Here is an 18504-nt window from a genome sequence, read left to right as displayed (position 1 = left end):
CACGACTGTGCGCCGGTTCTAGTTCCCGGCGCGCAGCAGCCTGTCGGGCGATCCGTCGCGGATGTCGCGCAGGTTCGGGGTGCTCGCGCCGTTCACGAGGGCGTCGCGCACCTGCTGGTGCGTTGCGTTCGGGTTCGCGCTCAGGAGCAGCGCCGCGGCGCCGGCGACGTGCGGGGCCGCCATCGACGTGCCGCCCCGGACCTCGGTGGCGAAGTCGCCGTTGCGCGACGCGGCCCGGATCTCCCCGCCGGGCGCCCAGATGTCGACGCACGGACCGAAGTTCGACGACTCGCGCCAGTTGAACACCGCGCGGTTGTCGTTGCGGTCGGTCGCGGCCACGGTGATCGCCTCCGGCAGCTTCGCCGGGGTGAAGCCGCACGCGTCCTGACCGGAGTTGCCCGCGGCCAGCACGTAGGTGAAGCCGGCCGCGATCGAACGGCGGATCGCCCGGTCCTGGGCGGGGTTGTCGCCCTGGGCACCGAGGCTCATGTTGACCACGGCCGGGCGCACGCCGTTCGCGGTGACCCAGTCGATGCCGTCGAGCACGCTGTCGCCCTCCGCGAAGCCGTTGCAGCCGAGCACCTTGACCCCGACGACCTGCGCCCGCTTGGCCACGCCGAACGTCCGGCCCGCGATCGTGCTCGCGACGTGCGTGCCGTGCCCGTTGCAGTCGTCCGCGATCGGGTCGTCGTCGATGAAGTCGTAGCCGTTCGACGCGCGTCCCTCGAATTCGGAGTGGGTGGTCCGAATTCCGGTGTCGATGACGTAGGCGCGCACGTTCTCGGCCGCGGCAGCCGGATAGGTGTAACTGTTGTCGAGCGGGAGAGCGCGCTGATCGATGCGGTCCAGCCCCCAGACCGGGCCGCGTTGCGTGTCCTGCACGGACATCCGGAGGTTGCGCTGCACGAAGTCGACGCTCGGGTCGGCCGCAAGGCGCCTGGCCTGCTTCTCGGACATCTCCCGGACAGAGAAACCGCTGATCGTGGCCTTGTAGGTCCGCTTGAGCGTGCCCTTGTACTTGCGCAGCAACGTCGGCGGGGAAACGTCGGCACCGTCCTTCAGGACGACGATGTAGCTGTTCGCCACGGCGTCGCCAGTGCCGACGACATCCTTTTCCGCACTGGCGGCAGGGGTGGGAAGAACGGTGACGAACAATGCCGCCGCAATGCAGATCTTGATTCTCATCGGTTCCTCCAGGCAGGGGCGAACGCGATGAAAAGTAACTTCACGAGTGGGTGAAATGACAGGGGAGAAAATTTGGTCCCCAATACTGTCAACTCTGTGGCGAGCTGGAGCAACTCCACGTGGCACAATGCCGCGCCGCGAGGCAGGGTGGAAGCCATGGAGTACACCCAGCTCGGTCGCAGCGGCCTGTCCGTCTCCCGCCTGTGCCTCGGCACGATGAACTTCGGTCCCGAGACGTCCGAGGCCGACAGCCACGCGATCATGGACCGCGCCCACGAACACGGACTGAACTTCTTCGACACGGCCAACGTCTACGGCTGGAAGAAGGGCGAGGGCGTCACCGAGAACATCATCGGCAACTGGTTCGCCCAGGGCGGCACCCGCCGCGAGCGGACCGTCGTCGCCACCAAGCTCTACGGCAGCATGGGTGACTGGCCGAACGAGACCAAGCTGTCAGCGCTGAACATCCGCCGCGCCGCGGACGCGTCCCTTCGCCGCCTGCAGACCGACTACATCGACCTCTACCAGATGCACCACGTCGACCGGGACACGCCGTGGGACGAGATCTGGGAGGCCTTCTCCGTACTGAGGCAGCAGGGCAAGGTCATCTACTTCGGCTCGTCCAACTTCGCGGGCTGGCACATCGCCCAGGCCGCCGAGGCCGCGCGCACCCGAGGGTTCCTCGGCCTGGTGTCCGAGCAGTCGATCTACAACCTGATGACCCGCTGGGCCGAACTGGAGGTGCTGCCGGCCGCTCGTCACTACGGCCTCGGCGTGATCCCGTGGTCGCCGCTGCACGGCGGGTTGCTCGGTGGCGTGCTGCGCAAGCAGCGTGAAGGTGGGGTCTCCCGGTCCGCTTCAGGGCGTTCCGCAGACGCGTTGGAGAAGAGCCGCGACCAGATCGAGGCCTACGAGAAGCTGTGCGCCGAGATCGGCGAGGACCCGGCCAACGTCGGGCTGGCCTGGTTGCTGCACCAGGACGGGGTCACGGCGCCGATCATCGGGCCGCGCACCATCGAGCAGCTGGACAACTCGTTGCGTGCCGCGGAGTTGAAGCTCGACGCCGAGGTGCTGGCGAAGCTGGACGAGCTGTTCCCGGCGCCGGGGCCGAACGGGTCGAAGCCGGCGCCGGAGGCCTACGCCTGGTAGCTCAGTCCTCGAAGTCGTCGTCGTCGCGCGCCAGGAACGTGGCGAAGCGCTCGATGGGCGTCTCGAAGTCGGGGTTGGCGTCGACGAACTCCCGCAGCTTGTCGGCGAGCCACGCGAACGTGACCTCCTCCTCGCCGCGGCGCTTCTCGAGCTCCTCGATGCCGCGATCGGTGTGGTACATGGCGAAACTCCTGTGAGGGCTTAAAAACGAGCCGCCGGACCCTGGTGGATCCGGCGGCTCGTTTCGTTCAGTACCGGCTTACTCGAACGCGCGGGTGATGATCTCGCGCTGCTCGACCTCGTGCACCTTGCTCGAACCGGCCGACGGGGCGGCCATCGGGCGGCGCGACACGCGGCGGACGGTGCCCAGGTGCTCGGGGAGGAGCTCCGGCAGGGCCAGGCCGTAGAACGGCCACGCGCCCTGGTTCGCCGGCTCTTCCTGCACCCAGCGGACGTCCTTCGCGTTCGGGTAGCGCTCCAGGGTCTCGGTCAGCTTGCGGGCCGGGACCGGGTAGAGCTGCTCGACGCGCACGATCGCCACGTCGCCGCCGCCGCGCTTCTCGCGCTCGGCGTGCAGCTCGTAGGAGATCTTGCCGCTGCACAGCAGGACCTTCGTGACCGCGTTCGGGTCCTTGATCGTCGGGTCGTCCATGACCGAGTGGAAGCGGTCGTTGATGAACTCGTCGGTCCCGGACACCGCGGCCTTGAGGCGCAGCATGGACTTCGGCGTGAACACGATCAGCGGCCGGTCGACGCCGTCGAGGGCGTGGCGACGCAGCAGGTGGAAGTAGTTCGCCGGAGTCGACGGCACCGCGACGGTCATCGAGCCCTCGGCGCACAGCTGCAGCCAGCGCTCGATGCGGCCCGACGTGTGGTCGGGGCCCTGACCCTCGTGGCCGTGCGGCAGCAGGATCACGACGTCGGAACGCTGACCCCACTTGGCCTCACCGGACGAGATGAACTCGTCGATGATCGGCTGGGCGCCGTTGACGAAGTCGCCGAACTGCGCCTCCCACAGGACCAGTGCCTGCGGGTTCGCCACCGAGTAGCCGTACTCGAAGCCCACGGCCGCGAACTCCGACAGCACCGAGTCGTAGACCATGAACTTGCCCTGGTCGTCGGACAGGTGCTGCAGCGGCGTGTGCTCCGCGCCGGTCTTGCGGTCGATCAGGGTCGCGTGGCGCTGCACGAACGTGCCGCGGCGCGAGTCCTGGCCGGCCAGGCGGATGTTGCGGCCCTCGATCGCGAGCGAGCCGAACGCGAGGAGCTCGGCGAACGCCCAGTCGATGCCACCCTCGCGCGCCATCTTGGCGCGGCGGTCGAGCACCGGCTTGACGCGCGCGTGCGGCGTGAAGCCCTCCGGCAGGTTCACGTGGGCGTCCGCGATGTGCTCGAGCGTCTCGCGGCTGATGCCCGTGGGCAGCTTCGCCGGGATCTGCTGCTCGGCCTCCACGGACGGGCTGACCGTCACGGGGTGCTTCTCGAGCTCGCGGACCTCGTTGAAGACGTGCTCCAGCTGGCTGGAGAAGTCCTGCAGCGCCTTCTCGGCCTCTTCGACCGTGATGTCGCCACGACCGATCAGGGACTCGGTGTAGGTCTTGCGCACCGAGCGCTTCTGGTCGATCACGTCATACATCGCCGGCTGCGTCATCGAGGGGTCGTCGCCCTCGTTGTGGCCGCGGCGGCGGTAGCAGACCATGTCGATCACGACGTCCTTGGCGAACGCCTGGCGGTACTCGACGGCCAGCTTCGCGACCCAGTAGCAGGCCTCGGGGTCGTCGCCGTTCACGTGGAAGACCGGCGAGCCGATCATCTTCGCGACGTCGGTCGAGTACTTCGAGGACCGCGAGTTCTCCGGCGCGGTGGTGAAGCCGACCTGGTTGTTCACGACGATGTGGACCGTGCCACCGGTGCGGTAACCGCGGACCAGCGCCAGGTTCAGCGTCTCGGCCACGACACCCTGACCGGCGAACGCCGCGTCACCGTGCATGGCGACCGGCAGCACCGGGAAGAAGTCGCCGCCCTTGTCGAGCAGGTCCTGCTTGGCGCGCACGATGCCCTCGAGCACCGGGTCGACCGCTTCGAGGTGCGACGGGTTCGCCGTCAGCGACACCTTGGTCTCGCCGTCGCCGAACATGCGGAAGTACTTGCCCTCGGCACCGAGGTGGTACTTCACGTCGCCGGAGCCGTGCGCCTGACCGGGGTCGAGGTTGCCCTCGAACTCGCGGAAGATCTGCGAGATCGGCTTGCCGACGATGTTCGCGAGGACGTTGAGGCGGCCGCGGTGCGGCATGCCGATGACGACCTCGTCGAGCTCGTGCTCGGCGGCCTTGTCGAGCACCGCGTCGAGCAGCGGGATGACGGTCTCGCCACCCTCGAGCGAGAAGCGCTTCTGGCCGACGTACTTCGTCTGCAGGAACGTCTCGAACGCCTCGGCGGCGTTCAGCTTGCTGAGGATGTACTTCTGCACGGTGGCCGGCGGCTTCTCGTGCGGGACCTCGACGCGCTCCTGGATCCAGCGGCGCTCTTCGGGCTCGAGGATGTGCATGTACTCGACGCCGACGGTGCGGCAGTACGAGTTGCGCAGCACGCCCAGGATGTCGCGGAGCTTCATCCGCTCCTTGCCGGCGAAGCCGCCGACCGGGAACTCGCGGTCCAGGTCCCACAGCGTCAGGCCGTGGCTGAGCACGTCCAGGTCGGCGTGGGAGCGCTGGCGGTAGTTCAGCGGGTCCGTGTCGGCCATCAGATGACCGCGCGTGCGGAACGCGTCGATCAGCTCGATGACGCGGGCGGTCTTGTCGACGGCGCCCTCGGGGATGTCGGCGACCCAGCGGATCGGCTCGTAGGGCAGCCGCAGCGACGCGAAGATGTCGTCGTAGAAGCCGTCCTCGCCCAGCAGCAGCTGGTGCACGCGCTTGAGGAACTCGCCCGACTCCGCGCCCTGGATGATGCGGTGGTCGTACGTGGAGGTCAGCGTGATGATCTTGCTGACGCCCATGTCCGTGAGCGCCTGCTCACTGGTGCCCTGGAAGTGCGCGGGGTACTCCATCGCGCCGACGCCGATGATCGCGCCCTGACCGGCCTGCAGACGCGGCACCGAGTGGTTCGTGCCGATCGTGCCGGGGTTGGTCAGCGAGATCGTGGTGCCGGAGAAGTCGTCCGCCGTCAGCGAACCGCCGCGGGCCTTGCGGATCAGGTCCTCGTAGGCCTGCCAGAACTGCGTGAACGTCATGTTCTCGCAGCCCTTGACCGACGCGACGACCAGCGTGCGGCTGCCGTCCTTGCCGGGCAGGTCGATCGCCAGACCGAAGTTGACGTGCTCCGGCGTGACGACGAACGGCTTGCCGTCGACCTCGGCGTAGTGGCGGTTCATGTTCGGGAACGCCTGCAGCGCCCGGACGACCGCGTAGCCGATCACGTGCGTGAAGGAGACCTTCCCGCCACGCGTCCGCTTCAGGTGGTTGTTGATGACGATGCGGTTGTCGGCCAGCAGCTTCGCGGGCACGGCACGCACGCTGGTCGCGGTCGGAACGGTGAGCGACAGCTCCATGTTCTTCGCGATCGCGGCGGAGGCACCGCGCAACTGCTTCTGCTCGGGCTGCGCGCTCGGCTTGACCGGGGCGGCCTTCGCGGCCTGCTGCGGCGCGGGCTTGCCGGTCTGCGGCAGCGTGGCCGCGGGCTTCGGCTGCGCGGCGGCAGGCTTGGGTGCGGCGGGCGCGGGCTTGCCGTTGTCGGCGGCCGGCGGCGTCACGGTCGCGGTCGTGGTGCTCGTGGAGCCACCCGCGCTGGCCGTGGCGGCGCTACCGTTGCCGCCCGCACGCTTGTAGTCGGCAAAGAAGTCGTGCCATGCCGGGTCTACCGATGACGGGTCCGCGAGGAACTGCTCGTACATCTCCTCGACGAGCCATTCGTTCGGCCCGAACTGTGACGCAGGACTGCTGCTGGACACGGCTGTCGCTCGCCTCTATCCATCTCGCTCTTGGTGTTGACTCATGCGGTAGCCAGGTTAGTCCCCCTGGCCCGGGCCTTCACACACTGGAGGCACAAGGCAAGGAGTGCTCGGTCACAGGATCGATCAGGACAGGGCCCGCCGTCACCCGCAGTTGAGCAATTCTTGATGTGCGTCTCACTACGTCGCCTCCCTTTCGGGTAATGCTCACTGAGCTGTTGGACGGGCATACGCACCGAGTGCAGTGATCAGTTCACGATAGGTACATCGCGGTCGCCCTGCGGATTGATCTTGTTCAGCCCAGTGAACGCTCGATCGAGGCCGCCATCGCCGTGGTGAACCTCGTCCTGGCGTCGTCGGTCGTCCGGTCCAGGGACAGGTACGGGTTCAGGTCCTCCAGCTCGACCAGCAGCAGGTCACCCTGCGTGGTGCGGCACGCGTCGACGCGCTGGACGCCGTGGTCCAGGCTGTTCCAGTCGACGAACCGCTGCGCGAAATCCAGGTCCTCACCGGTGGGCTCGTATCGGCTCAGCTCCCAGCGCTGGGCCGGATCCGGAGCGTTCAGGGCGTAGTGGAAGTCGTGGTCCACGAAGTAGAACGACACCTCGTACCGGAAATCGATCTTGGGCTGGACCAGGACTTCTTCGTTCGAGTCGGCTTTCGCCGCCAGATTCGCGCGGAGGTCTCGTTCGGCGACGAACTCCAGGCCGTGCGAGTCGGCTCCGGCTTTGGGCTTCACGACGTACTCGGCGGCCTGGGGGAGGCGGTCGAGGTGGGCCGCGGTGTCGACCGTGGGGATGACCGGGTAGCCCTCGTCGGTCAGGTCGATCATGTACTGCTTGCCGGCCATGTCGCCCTTGCCCGTGAGCGGGTTGTAGACGCGCTGGTTCGTGGCCTTCGCTTGGGTGCGGAAGGCTTGGTACGCCTGTTCGTAGTCCTTGGTCGGGCCGCTGTTTCTGATCACCACCGTGTCGTGGTTGTGCATGAGGGCGGTGGCGTCTTCTGGGTGGCAGATGGCTATGTCGAAGTGGGTTCTCAGATGTGAGGTCAGGTTGATGTCCTCGTCGCAGTAGCGGCGGCCTTGGGCTGGGTAGGCCAGGTTGGAGACGTAGAGGACTGAGGGGCGCATGGGGGCTCCTGGGGCTGGGGCTGGGGTGATCTGGGGGCTGGAGGGGTTTCTACGGGATTGGGTGGGGTGGGGCGCGGGATCGTGGTGGGGGCCACGGTGGCCGCGGGCGCTTGGCGGGGGTGTGGGTGGTGGGCGCATGGCTGACGGGCGCATGGCTGACGTGGCGGTGCCGAGAGTGGCGCGAGGTGCTGGTGGCGTTGAGGGACGACGTGATGCCGGGTCTGCTGCGCTGTGGCGGTGCTGTGCTGCGGCGGCGCTGTGCGGGTCGGCTTGCGTTGGACTGTCGCGTTCCAGCGGAGGGGTCGCCTGCCTGGCGGGTGGTCACCTTGCTGGGGTGGTTGCGCAGGTCCAGACGAGCCGGTGCCGGTCATCGCCGCTGCGCGACGATAGCGATTGGAGCTTGACCTTGAGCCTCTAGCTGGATGCCAGATCGGACTTAAAAGATGGGTCCAGGAGCCCATCCGATCCCTTCAACGATTGCATCCAGCCCCTCAAGGTCAAGCCCCAATCGCCGGGCTGGTCACGTCACCACCGCTACCCGGCGCACCCAGGTAGGTACGCCTCGGCTTCGCCCTTGCCGTTGGCGGCAGGGTGGCTTGCCTTCGGCATTGCCCTGGTGTGTGCGGAGGGACGGCTCGGCTTCGCCATTGCTGTTGGCGGCAGGGGCTCGGCTTCGCCGTCACCCGTTGCATGCGGGGAGAGCTTCGGCTGTGCCGTTGCCTTTCGGCGGGTTCGGTTGTGGTCAGGCGGCTTCTGGGGTGTCGCCGTGGTGCCATAGGCGGGTGTAGGTGCCGTTGGCCGTTAAGAGGTCGGCGTGGGTGCCCTGTTCGATGATTCGGCCGTTGGCCAGGACGACTATTCGGTCTGCCCTTGCTGCTGTGGCGAGGCGGTGGGCCACCACGAAGGTGGTTCTGGCGCCTGTCAGGTGGTCGCTGGCTGCCAGGACTGCCGATTCTGTGGCTGGGTCCAGGGCTGCTGTCGCCTCGTCCAGGAGCAGGAGGTCTGGGTTCACCAGTTCTGCTCTGGCGAGGGCCACCAGTTGGCGCTGGCCTGCTGAGAGGTGGTTGCCTCGTTCGCCCACGGGTTGGCGGAAGCCGTTCTGGAGGGTGGCGACCATCGGGAGGGCGCCCACGGCTTCGGTTGCCTGTTGGATTTCTTGTTCTGTTGCTTCTGGGCGGCCGTAGGCGACGTTGGTGGCCAGGTCGCCGCCGAAGAGGTGGGCCTCTTGGGGGACCACGCCCAGGCGTTGGCGGTAGGCGCTCAGGTCGTAGGTGCGGATGTCCTTGCCGTCCACCAGGACTGTGCCCGTTGTGGCGTCGTAGAAGCGGGCTATGAGTTTGACGAGGGTCGACTTGCCCGCGCCTGTTTCGCCTACCAGGGCGACTGTTTCGCCTGGCGTCACGTGCAGCGTGACGTTGTCCAGGGCCGGTGTGTCGGCGCCTGTGTAGGTGAAGGAGACGTTGCGGAGCTCCACCTCGCCCTTGAGGCGGGGTGGGACCGCTACCGGGGTTGCGGGTGGTTCGACCGTGCTCGGGGTGCGGAGCAGGTCGCCGATCCTGCGGAGGCCGACCCTGGCCTGCTGGTAGCCGTCGAAGACGCCCGAGAGTTGCTGGATCGGGCTGAAGAACAGGCCCAGGTACAGCAGGAACGCCAGCAGGACGCCTGGGGTGAGGCTGCCCGTCGCCACCCTGTGGGCGCCTACGGCGAGGACCACTGCTTGGGCCACGCCGGAGAGCATTGCCACGAAAGGGAAGTACGTGGCGATGTAGCGCTGAGCCCGTAGGCGGGTGCGGCGGTAGGCGTCGCTGCGTTCGGCGAAGGCCTCGGCGGAGCGGCGTTCCCTCGTGTAGGCCTGGGAGACGCGCAGGCCCGAGACGTTCTCCTGGAGGTCGGCGTTGACGGCGCTGACTCGTTCGCGGGCCTCCGCGTAGGCGGTGGAGGAGAGGCGTTGGAAGAGCACCGTCGCGACGGCCAGGATCGGGAGCACCGAGAGAGCTATCAGGGCCAGTGAGGCGTCGGTGACTACCAGGGCCGCGGTGATGCCCACGACGGTGATCAGGCTGATCACGGCGGTGACCAGGCCCGTTTGGAGGAAGGTCGAGAGGGCGTCGACGTCCGTCGTCATCCTCGTCATGATGCGGCCGGCCATCTCGCGCTCGTAGTAGTCGAGGCCGAGGCGTTGCAGGTGCGCGTAGCTGCGGACGCGCAGCAGGTAGAGCAGGCGTTCGCCCAGACGGGCGGCGAAGACCGTGCTGCCCGCCGTCGTGAACCAGCCGACCACGACCAGGCCCACGCCCAGCACCACGGCCTGCCACAGCGCGGACTCGGCGCCGCCCACCACGCCGCCGTCGATGCCCAGCCGCACCAGTGACGGCATGCCCATGCCCACCAGCGCGTCGAGCACCACCAGGGCCGCCACACCGCCCAGGGCCCAGCGGACCGGGTTCAGCAGGCGGGCGAGGCGGAAGGCCGGGTCGGGAGCGCGTGGGTCCTCGCCGTGCAGGACCGGGACCTCGGTGGCCGGGGGCAGCGAACGGACCTGGGCCAGCAACTCGGGAGTGGGTGGGCCTCCGGCCAGTGCCGCCATGCCCCCGCCGACGCCCCCGCCTCCTCCGCCGCCACCACGCCTGCCGGACGCGGCCGGGGTCGAGGTCTTCGCCTCGGCGATCAGGCGGTCGTCGAGGTCCTGTTGGGACAACGCCGGCCACAGCTCGCCTGCCTTGACCGGCGCGGCGGACTCGATCGCCTCGCCGGGACCCGCCAGCAGGTCGCGGTAGAGAGAGCACCGGGCCGTGAGCTCGGCGTGCGTGCCGATGTCGACCACGCGGCCGGCGTCGAGGACGGCGATGCGGTCGGCCAGGGAGAGCGTGGAACGCCTGTGCGCCACGAGGAGCGTGGTGCGGTTCGCCGTCACCGAGGCGAGCGTCGCGTGGATCGCCGCCTCCGTCGTGTTGTCCACCGCGGACGTCGCGTCGTCCAGCACGAGGATGCGCGGGTCCGAGAGCAGGGCGCGGGCCAGGGCGACGCGCTGGCGCTGGCCACCGGACAACGTGAGGCCGCGTTCGCCGACCACCGTGTCGTAGCCGAGCGGCAGCGCGTTGATGAAGTCGTGGGCCTCGGCGGCCTTCGCGGCGCGCTCGACCTCCTCACGGGAGGCGTCGGGGCTGCCGTACGCGATGTTCGAGAACACCGTGTCGGAGAAGAGGAAGGCCTCCTCGAACACCACGCCCACCGCGCCGCGCAACGACTCCAGCTTCAGCGTGCGCACGTCCGCGCCACCGACCCGGACCGAACCGGTGTGCACGTCGTAGAAACGGGGCAGCAGCAACGACACCGTCGACTTGCCCGAGCCCGCGGTGCCCACCAGCGCCAGCGTCTCGCCCGGCTCGACCGAGATCGAGAAGTCCCGCAGCACCGGTTCGCTGCGGGCGTAACCGAAGGACACGTCCGAGAACGAGATCCCGAGCGGGCCGCCGGGTACCTCACCGGGGCCGTCCGTCACGTCGGGTTGCGAGTCGATCAGTTCGTACACCCGCTCCACGCCGGCGCGGGCCAGCTGCGCGGACACCATCAGGCTCGACAGCAACCGGGTCGGGCCGACGAGGTTCGCCACGTACGTCGTGAAGGCCAGGAACGTGCCCAGCGTGACCTGGCCGTGCAACGCCAGCCAGCCGCCCAGGCCGAGCACCGCGACCTGGCCGAGCAACGGCAGCGCCGTCACCGTCGCGAGAGGCTTCGACGACAGCCTGGCCGCCCGCATCCGTTCGGCGAACAGGAACTTGGCGTGCTTCTCCAGCCGGGCGACCTCACGCGCCTCCTGGCCGAAGCCCTTCACCACGCGGACGCCGGTGACGGTCTCCTCGACGTGCTGCGCCAGATCGGCGGCGCGCTGCTGCGCCGACCACGTGGCGGGGAACAACGTCAGCCGGGTGCGCCCGGCCAGCCACGCCACCAGCGGCAGCACGATCACCGCGATGATCGTCAGCGGGATCGACAGGTAGATCATCGCCGCCAGCGCGGCCAGCGCGAACACCACCGTGCCCACGGCCAGCGGCGCCATCATCAGCAACGACTGCACCAGCTGCAGGTCGGTGATCGAGCGCGACACGATCTGCCCGGTCCGCAGCTCGTCCTGCTTCGCGCCGTCGAGCCGCTGCACCGCCGAGAACACGCCGAGTCGCAGGTCGTGCTGCACGCCCAGCGCCAGCCGCCCGCCCAGATACCGGCGCAGGAACGCCGACCCGAACGTCAGCACCTCGAGGACGATCAACGCCACCATCAACGGCCACAGCCGATCGGTGCGGCCGCCCGTCGAGTCGTCGATCGCCGTCTTGAGCAGCAACGGCCCCGCCGCCTGCAGACCCACGCCGACGACCGCGGCGAGGAGCGACAGCACCACCAGGCGGGGGTGCTGCCAGCACGCTGCGGTCAGTCGGCGGATCCAGCCCTTCGTCACGGGACCCACAGTACGTCTGGGGTCCGACATAAAATCGTGACGTCAGAAACCGCAGTTCAGGTGATGTCCTTGGACTGCGTGACGGCCCATCCGCCCGCGAACACGACACCGGCCCAGCCGAGGAAGACGATCCCCGACAGCCACCAGTCCTGCGCCCCGGCCGCACCGGCGATCGCCCGCAGCACGTCCTCGATCCCGGGCGGCACGACCCCCGCCGCGGACAGGAACAGGTCGACCGCGACCGACCCGGTCAACCCGTTGATCGACCCGTTCGGCAGGAAGCCGATCACCGTCGGCACCTCGAGGTACGCGAGCACTCCGTGCAGCACGTTCTCGATCACCAGGAAGTACAGCAGCAGGAGCACGATCGCCCCGGCCACGTTGGGGATCAGCGCGCCCACGCCGACGCCGAACATCGTCATCAGGATCGACGACAGCACGCAGACGAGCGTCAGCATCACCCAGCCACCGGCGTCCGGCAGCTGGCCCGAGTCGCTGGTCAGCACCACGCCGATGCCCAGGAACAGCATGATCGCGAGGCCGTAGATCGCGCCCCACAGGACGTAGACCAGCATCTTCGCCAGCATCGCGTGCACGCGCGACGGCGCGGTCAGGAACGTCGTGGTGATCGTCCGGCGGCTGAGCTCACCCGAGATCGCCATCGCACCGAAGATCATCGGGAAGATCGTCGAGATGTTGATCGCCCGAGCCATGCCGAACAGCGAGATCTTCCACTGGTCCGGCGTGACGCCGATGAAGTCCGACACCTCGTCGACCTCACTGCTCGACGCCAGGTCCACGAAGAACTGTCCCAGCAGGCCGGTCGCGAGCCCCCAGCCGAGCGCCAGCACCGCGGTCGGGATCAGCAGACCCCACCACAGCCCTGTCGTCGTCGTCTTGCGGAGCTCCGCCTGTACGAGGTTGCCCATCAGGCCCAACCACCCTGCTGCTTGAACGGTGCCGGGGCCGGCGCGTACCCGGCGTACTGGCCACTGGTGAGCTGGAAGAACAGCCGCTCCAGGTCGATCTGCTCCTCCTGGATGCCGTAGATCGACACGCCCGCCTGCAGCGCGGTGTCGGCGACCTGCCGGGAGTCCACACCGGACACCGCGAGCCTGCCGTCGGGCAGTTGCTCGATCGCCTGCACTCCCGCGGCACGAAGAGCGGTCGCGAGCGCGTTGTGGTCCGACGGCTGCACGAGAACGCGCTTCTGCTGCGACTGCCGCAACTGCTCCAACGGCCCGTAGAACATCGTCTGACCGCGCGAGATGATCACGACCTGGTCGACGGTCTGCTCGACCTCCGCCAGCAGGTGGCTGGAGATCAGCACCGTGCGGCCCATCCGCGCGTACGACTGCAGGAACGTCCGCAGCCACGCGATGCCCTCGGGGTCGAGCCCGTTCGCCGGTTCGTCCAGGACGAGCACCTGGGGATCGCCGAGCAACGCCGTGGCCAGCGCCAGCCGCTGCTTCATGCCGAGCGAGAACCCGCCCACCTTGCGATCGGCCGCGGTGCTCAGGCCGACCAGGCCGAGGACCTGGTCGGCCTGAGCGTCCGGCACGCCGATGGCCGACGCGTACACGCGCAGGTGGTTGCGGGCGGAGCGGGCGGGGTGGAAACCCTGCGCCTCCAGCACCGCGCCCACCACGCGGCCGGGCTGGCCGAGCTGGTGGAACGGTCGTCCGTTGATCGTCGCCGTGCCGGCCGTGGGTTTCACGAGACCCAGCAACATCCGCAGGGTCGTCGTCTTGCCCGCGCCGTTCGGACCCAGGAAGCCCGTCACGCTGCCGGGTGACACGGTGAAGCTCAGGTTCTGCACCGCGGCCACCGGACCGAACTGCTTGGTCAGGTTCTGGACCGCGATGAGGCCGCTGCCGTCATGCATGCGGCCCATCCTGCCTGAAACGTCACTCCGGCAAGGCGTGCTTGGGACGAGACACGACGGGCGCCCGGTGCACGACCGGTGGACCGTCGGCCAAGATCGGCAGTTCCGCGGTCATCTCGGCCGGTGTCTCCTCCGGCACGTCGATAACACCTGATCGAGTGAATGGGTTGCGCAACGGCCGCCGCCGCTCGCGGTGGGGGAGCCCTTCGCCGATCAGGTGCTGGTGTGCCATGTTCCAGATCTGGCACGGCCACCGGCGGCGCCGCAGCCAGCCGGGACAGGCCCTGCACCGGCCGTCCTCGTCGGGCTGGTGCACCGTCAGCAACAGTCGCCAGCCGTCCGCGAGGCGGTGGATCTCCGCGCGGGCGAGCGGAACCAGTGCCTCCGCTTCGCCGTGCTCGGCGACCTTGTCCAGCAGTGCCAGGCGTTGCAGCACCGCGTCGCGCAGGGTCTCGTCCATCACATCTTCGCCGTGGCCTGGTCGAGCAAAGAGCCCAGCCGGCGAGTCTGGGTGGCGGACATCACAGCGGTCTCGCCCGGCGGCGTGACCAGCAGGACCCGATCGTTCTCCACCAGAACGGTCATCGATCTGTCACGACCGAACGGGTCGTGGCAGTGGATCCATCCCTGTGGTTCAGCCATGGAATCTCCCTTCGAGGGACACCCGACTTCGTCTTCATCGGCCGAACCCCCTGCTCGCCGCACCGCGAACTCGGGAATTCACTCGTTTGCTGGACGGGCGGGACTCGGGCAGTGGTCCACTCGGGGAAACTTTTGGGTCGCGTTTCGGCGGGGGTGCTGGGCGCGCCCGGCCAAAGCCCGCTATATTTGTCCACGGCGGCCCCGCTCCCAGTGACCCCCAGGCTGGTTGAGCGCGGCCGCCCTTTACGTGGCGGGCTCCGGCGCTCATTGGTCTTCGACCAATTTCGCCGGAGCCCGCAGTGTTTGTCGGGGGACGCCCCCGAACCCCCGGGTCCTTCTTCGCTCTCCCCTTTCTCTCCTGAGTGAAAACCGCTTGCGCCCCCGGGTCCCGTACGCTGTAAGTTCCTCGTACACCGTAAGGGGGAGGAACGATGACTTCGACGACCGAGAAGGCCGTGGTGCAGCCGCACCCGCAACGCTGGGCCGTGCTCGGCGTGCTCTGTCTGTCCGTGATGGTCGTGGTGCTGGACAACACCGTGCTCAACGTGGCGATCCCGTCCATCTCGACGGGCTTGGACGCGAGCACCGCCGACATCCAGTGGATGATCAACGCCTATTCGCTGGCGCTGGCGGGCCTGCTGCTCACGACGGGGTCGCTGAGCGACAGGTTCGGCCGCAAGCGCGCACTCCTGGCAGGTCTGGTGCTGTTCGGCACGGGCAGCGCGGTCGCGGCCTACGCGGGCTCGTCCGAGGCGCTGATCGCGGCCCGCGGCTTCATGGGCATCGGCGCCGCGGTGCTGATGCCGGGCACGCTCGCCGTGCTCATGCAGCTCTTCGACGACAGGGAACGCCCCAAGGCCATCGGCATCTGGGCCGCCGTCACGAGCCTCGGGTTCGCGGCCGGACCGGTGATCGGTGGCGCGCTGATCAAGCACTTCTGGTGGGGCTCGGTGTTCCTGATCAACGTGCCGGTGGCGGTCCTCGCGATCGCGGCCGTCGCGATGCTGGTGCCGGAGTCCAAGGACCCGACCGTGCGCAAACCGGACGTGCTCGGCTCGGTGCTGTCGATCATCGGCATGGTGTCGATCGTGTACGCGGTGATCGAGGTGCCGGAACACGGGTTCGGCTCGGCGGAGTTCGGCGTGCCGGTGGCCGTCGGCCTGGTGGCCATGACCGGATTCGCCTTGTGGGAACGGCACACCGCCGACCCGATGCTCGACCTCGGGTTCTTCGGGAACCGCCGCTTCACCGGCGCGGTGGCGTCCGGGGTGCTGGCGGCGTTCGGCATGGCGGGCTCGCTCTTCCTGCTGACGCAACACCTTCAGGGTGTGCTCGGCTACAGCCCGCTGGAGGCCGGCGTGCGCGTGGCACCGATGGCGATCGCGTTGCTCGTCACCAGCAACACGCTGGGACAGCTCGTGATGAAGCTCGGCGCGGGCAGGGCGATGCTGCTCGGCATGACGATCGTCGCGGGCGGCGTGGGACTGCTGTCGATCGGCACGACCTACCCGCCGACGCTCGCCGGCCTGGTCCTCATCGGCGTGGGTGTCGGTGTGTCCCAACCGGTCGCGGTCAACGCGCTGATGGGCTCGATCCCGCCGGAACGCGCCGGCATCGCGTCCGGGCTCTCGGGAACGCTGACGGAACTGGGGTCCTCGTTCGGCATCGCGGTGCTCGGCGCGTTGCTGTCGGCGCGGTTCGTGGCCTCGTTGCCGGACGGCGTTCCGGGGCGTTCGCTGACCGAGGCGTTGCACAGCGGTGCGGACATCACGGTCGTGCGCGAGGCGTTCTCGAACGGCATGAGCGTGAGCCTCGTGGTCGGCGCGATCGCCGTGTTCCTGGGAGGTGTTGTGGCCAGCGTCCTGCTCAGGCGTGCATAGGATCGGCCTGTGGACAGCGTGTGGTTCGGCAAACCCAGGCCCAGCAGCGGTCAACCTCTCGGTCTGAGCCGTGAGGCGATCGTCCGCAAGGCGATGGAGATCCTGGACGCGCACGGTTTGCAGAAGCTCTCGATGCGCAAGCTCGCGGCGGAACTGGGCGCGGCGCCGATGTCGCTGTACTGGCACGTGCCGACGAAGGACGCGCTGATCGAGCTCTGCCTCGACGAGGTCTACGGCGAGTTCACCCTCCCCGATCCCGAGACCGGCTGGGAGACCGCGGTGCGCGCGATGATGCGCGAGCTGCGTCAGCTCGCGCTCAGGCACCCGTGGTGGATCCGCGGGATCGGGGAGTACAACACCATCGGCCCGAACGCGGTGGCGTACGCGGACGCCATGTTCGGGCCGATGCTGCACGCCGGACTGTCGACCGTGGCCGCGGCCCAGTCGATCTCCGCGGTGGGCAGCTACGTCAACGGGTACGCGATCGCCGAGGTCAACTTCATCGGGCGCGGTGGGATGGACTCGCCGCCACCGGACATGGACAAGATCGCCGACCTCTACCGGGACAAGCACCCCCGGTACGTCGCGATGCTGGACGAGCCGGACCTGTGGACGCTCGAAGGCCAGTTCGAGTTCGGACTGGACTGCGTGATCGCCGGTATCAAGGCCCAGGTCGCGGCCCTCAGATAGGCGAAACCCCCGCAGCGATTCACGCGTGCGGGGGCCTCATTCATTCAGTTGGCTTTCAGACCACGCTCTCGAGCGGGGTGTGCGGCAGACCGGTCGCCTCGGCCACCGGGCCGTTGGTCAGCTGACCGGCGTGGACGTTGAGACCCAGGGCCAACGAACGGTCGTCCTTCAGCGCCTGCGTCCAGCCCTTGTCGGCCAGCGCGACCGCGTACGGCAGCGTCACGTTGGTCAGCGCGTAGGTCGAGGTGCGCGGGACGGCGCCCGGCATGTTCGCGACGCAGTAGAACACCGAGTTGTGGACCTCGTAGGTCGGCTCGGCGTGCGTGGTGGCGCGGGAGTCCTCGAAGCAGCCGCCCTGGTCGATCGCGATGTCGACGAGCACCGAACCCGGCTTCATGTCCGCGACGAGCGCGTTCGACACGAGCTTCGGGGCCGCGGCACCGGGGACGAGCACGGCGCCGATGACCAGGTCGGCCTCGCGGACGGCCTGCTCCACCGAGAACGCGTTCGAGGCCAGCGTGCGCAGACGGCCCTGGAACTGGGCGTCGATCTGGCGCAGGCGGTCGACGTTGGTGTCGAGGATCTGCACGTCCGCGCCCATGCCGACGGCGATGGTGGCGGCGTTGACGCCGGCCACGCCGCCGCCGATGACGACCACGCGGGCCGGGGCGACACCGGGGACGCCGCCGGGCAGCACACCGCGGCCGCCGGAGGGCTTCATCAGCGAGAACGCGCCGACCTGCGGGGCCAGGCGGCCCGCGACCTCGGACATCGGGGCGAGCAGCGGCAGCGAGCGGTTCGGCAGCTGCACGGTCTCGTAGGCGATGGCCGTGGTGCCGGACGCGAGCAGCGCCTCGGTCAGCGGCTTGTCGGCGGCGAGGTGCAGGTAGGTGAAGAGGGTCTGACCGGCGCGCAGACGCGGGTACTCCTCGGCGATCGGCTCCTTGACCTTGAGGACCAGGTCACCCTCGGCCCACACGTCGTCGGCGGTCGCGAGGATCTTGGCGCCCGCGGCGAGGTACTCCTCGTCGGTGATCGCGGAACCGAGACCGGCGCCCTGCTCGACGTAGACGTCGTGCCCGCGGCTGGTCAGCTCGTGCGCACCGGCGGGGGTGAGAGCGACGCGGTACTCGTGGTTCTTGATCTCGCGGGGAACAGCGATCCGCACGATGACTCCTCCGTTCGGTGGCCTACATCTCATAATGTGGGCCAGTCGCAAGGTCATGTCACTGTGCGGGTAGCACTATCTGCCACCCCTCCTTTTGTTCACTTGGGACAGAGCGACCTGAGGCTCGTTCGCGTTCCGCCTGACCGTTCCGCGTTGACACTCGGCGGGGACCGCACATAGCGTTCGGCCCGGACAACTGAACACCGGCCGCGGCGCGCGAGCGCCAGAACCCGCGTGGGAGAGACCTCGACGAACCGGTCGGGGCGCCGAAGGGGCAAGCTCCCGCACACTCTCAGGCAGCAAGACCACTCGGGGTAGGCAACTCTGCACGGCGGAGGGGGCGCAAGTTTCCTGATCCGTCACAGCCAGAG

13 protein-coding genes and 1 riboswitch are annotated in these 18504 nt (G+C 68.7%); of the genes, 3 read left to right on the top strand and 10 right to left on the bottom strand.

Annotated features, from left to right (window positions below; translation table 11 throughout):
* Positions 1–18: 18 nt before the first annotated feature.
* Positions 19–1185 carry a S8 family peptidase gene (locus PV646_RS05610; RefSeq protein ID WP_500340394.1) on the bottom strand — a complete coding sequence of 389 codons (1167 nt, stop codon included), beginning with the start codon at positions 1183–1185 and terminating at the stop codon, positions 19–21.
* A 156-nt stretch (positions 1186–1341) separates the two neighbouring features.
* Here PV646_RS05610 and PV646_RS05605 point away from each other — a divergent pair, with 156 nt between their 5' ends.
* Positions 1342–2334, top strand: coding sequence for an aldo/keto reductase (locus PV646_RS05605; protein WP_500340393.1), 993 nt, complete (start codon positions 1342–1344; stop codon positions 2332–2334).
* Position 2335: 1 nt separating this feature from the next.
* On the opposite strand, the gene PV646_RS05600 is transcribed toward PV646_RS05605, so the two are convergent.
* From PV646_RS05600 to PV646_RS05565, 8 genes are all read right to left on the bottom strand, one after another.
* The gene (locus PV646_RS05600; RefSeq protein ID WP_030471325.1) at positions 2336–2515 is read right to left on the bottom strand and encodes a DUF6104 family protein; all 180 of its coding nucleotides are present in this window, start codon (positions 2513–2515) and stop codon (positions 2336–2338) included.
* A 78-nt stretch (positions 2516–2593) separates the two neighbouring features.
* Positions 2594–6226, bottom strand: coding sequence for a multifunctional oxoglutarate decarboxylase/oxoglutarate dehydrogenase thiamine pyrophosphate-binding subunit/dihydrolipoyllysine-residue succinyltransferase subunit (locus PV646_RS05595; protein ID WP_500340392.1), 3633 nt, complete (start codon positions 6224–6226; stop codon positions 2594–2596).
* A gap of 352 nt (positions 6227–6578) precedes the next feature.
* Positions 6579–7412: a hypothetical protein gene (locus PV646_RS05590; protein WP_500340391.1), complete on the bottom strand. Its 834-nt coding sequence runs from the start codon at positions 7410–7412 to the stop codon at positions 6579–6581.
* Between the two features lie 742 nt (positions 7413–8154).
* Positions 8155–11898 (bottom strand): ABC transporter ATP-binding protein, encoded by a 3744-nt coding sequence (locus tag PV646_RS05585; RefSeq protein ID WP_500340390.1) that lies wholly within the window; start codon positions 11896–11898, stop codon positions 8155–8157.
* Between the two features lie 26 nt (positions 11899–11924).
* Positions 11925–12797 (bottom strand): hypothetical protein, encoded by an 873-nt coding sequence (locus PV646_RS05580; RefSeq protein ID WP_500340389.1) that lies wholly within the window; start codon positions 12795–12797, stop codon positions 11925–11927.
* Positions 12797–13753: an ABC transporter ATP-binding protein gene (locus PV646_RS05575; RefSeq protein ID WP_500340388.1), complete on the bottom strand. Its 957-nt coding sequence runs from the start codon at positions 13751–13753 to the stop codon at positions 12797–12799. Before PV646_RS05575 ends, PV646_RS05580 begins: the two co-directional genes overlap by 1 nt.
* 22 nt (positions 13754–13775) lie before the next feature.
* Positions 13776–14213, bottom strand: coding sequence for a hypothetical protein (locus PV646_RS05570; RefSeq protein ID WP_500340386.1), 438 nt, complete (start codon positions 14211–14213; stop codon positions 13776–13778).
* Entirely contained in the window at positions 14213–14395 is a 183-nt protein-coding gene (locus tag PV646_RS05565; RefSeq protein WP_045312139.1) for a hypothetical protein, read from the bottom strand. The genes PV646_RS05570 and PV646_RS05565 overlap by 1 nt, the downstream gene beginning before the upstream one ends.
* Positions 14396–14826: 431 nt before the next feature.
* Between PV646_RS05565 and PV646_RS05560 the strand changes: the two genes are divergently transcribed.
* Both PV646_RS05560 and PV646_RS05555 read left to right on the top strand, forming a co-directional pair.
* The gene (locus PV646_RS05560) at positions 14827–16275 is read left to right on the top strand and encodes an MFS transporter (RefSeq protein ID WP_500340384.1); all 1449 of its coding nucleotides are present in this window, start codon (positions 14827–14829) and stop codon (positions 16273–16275) included.
* Between the two features lie 9 nt (positions 16276–16284).
* Entirely contained in the window at positions 16285–16965 is a 681-nt protein-coding gene (locus PV646_RS05555) for a TetR/AcrR family transcriptional regulator (RefSeq protein WP_500340383.1), read from the top strand.
* 55 nt (positions 16966–17020) lie between these two features.
* Here PV646_RS05555 and ald read toward each other — a convergent pair whose 3' ends face one another.
* The gene (gene ald / locus PV646_RS05550) at positions 17021–18133 is read right to left on the bottom strand and encodes an alanine dehydrogenase (protein ID WP_500340382.1); all 1113 of its coding nucleotides are present in this window, start codon (positions 18131–18133) and stop codon (positions 17021–17023) included.
* Between the two features lie 225 nt (positions 18134–18358).
* Positions 18359–18451, top strand: a riboswitch (glycine riboswitch).
* Positions 18452–18504: the final 53 nt, after the last annotated feature.

This window comes from Streptomyces sp. ID05-26A, assembly GCF_033794685.1.
Taxonomy (GTDB): domain Bacteria; phylum Actinomycetota; class Actinomycetes; order Mycobacteriales; family Pseudonocardiaceae; genus Lentzea.
Note: the sequence above shows the minus strand (reverse complement) of the source record. Positions and strands in the feature narration are given on the sequence as shown.

What these genes read in the sequence shown, in the direction of transcription:
- PV646_RS05575 (WP_500340388.1), bottom strand. Translation starts at nt 13,753, where the DNA reads ATGCATGACGGCAGCGGCCTCATCGCGGTCCAGAACCTGACCAAGCAG.
- PV646_RS05595 (WP_500340392.1), bottom strand. Translation starts at nt 6,226, where the DNA reads ATGTACGAGCAGTTCCTCGCGGACCCGTCATCGGTAGACCCGGCATGG.
- PV646_RS05600 (WP_030471325.1), bottom strand. Translation starts at nt 2,515, where the DNA reads ATGTACCACACCGATCGCGGCATCGAGGAGCTCGAGAAGCGCCGCGGC.
- PV646_RS05560 (WP_500340384.1), top strand. Translation starts at nt 14,827, where the DNA reads ATGACTTCGACGACCGAGAAGGCCGTGGTGCAGCCGCACCCGCAACGC.
- PV646_RS05580 (WP_500340389.1), bottom strand. Translation starts at nt 12,797, where the DNA reads ATGGGCAACCTCGTACAGGCGGAGCTCCGCAAGACGACGACGACAGGG.
- PV646_RS05585 (WP_500340390.1), bottom strand. Translation starts at nt 11,898, where the DNA reads ATGTCGGACCCCAGACGTACTGTGGGTCCCGTGACGAAGGGCTGGATC.
- PV646_RS05565 (WP_045312139.1), bottom strand. Translation starts at nt 14,395, where the DNA reads ATGGCTGAACCACAGGGATGGATCCACTGCCACGACCCGTTCGGTCGT.
- PV646_RS05570 (WP_500340386.1), bottom strand. Translation starts at nt 14,213, where the DNA reads ATGGACGAGACCCTGCGCGACGCGGTGCTGCAACGCCTGGCACTGCTG.
- PV646_RS05610 (WP_500340394.1), bottom strand. Translation starts at nt 1,185, where the DNA reads ATGAGAATCAAGATCTGCATTGCGGCGGCATTGTTCGTCACCGTTCTT.
- PV646_RS05590 (WP_500340391.1), bottom strand. Translation starts at nt 7,412, where the DNA reads ATGCGCCCCTCAGTCCTCTACGTCTCCAACCTGGCCTACCCAGCCCAA.
- PV646_RS05605 (WP_500340393.1), top strand. Translation starts at nt 1,342, where the DNA reads ATGGAGTACACCCAGCTCGGTCGCAGCGGCCTGTCCGTCTCCCGCCTG.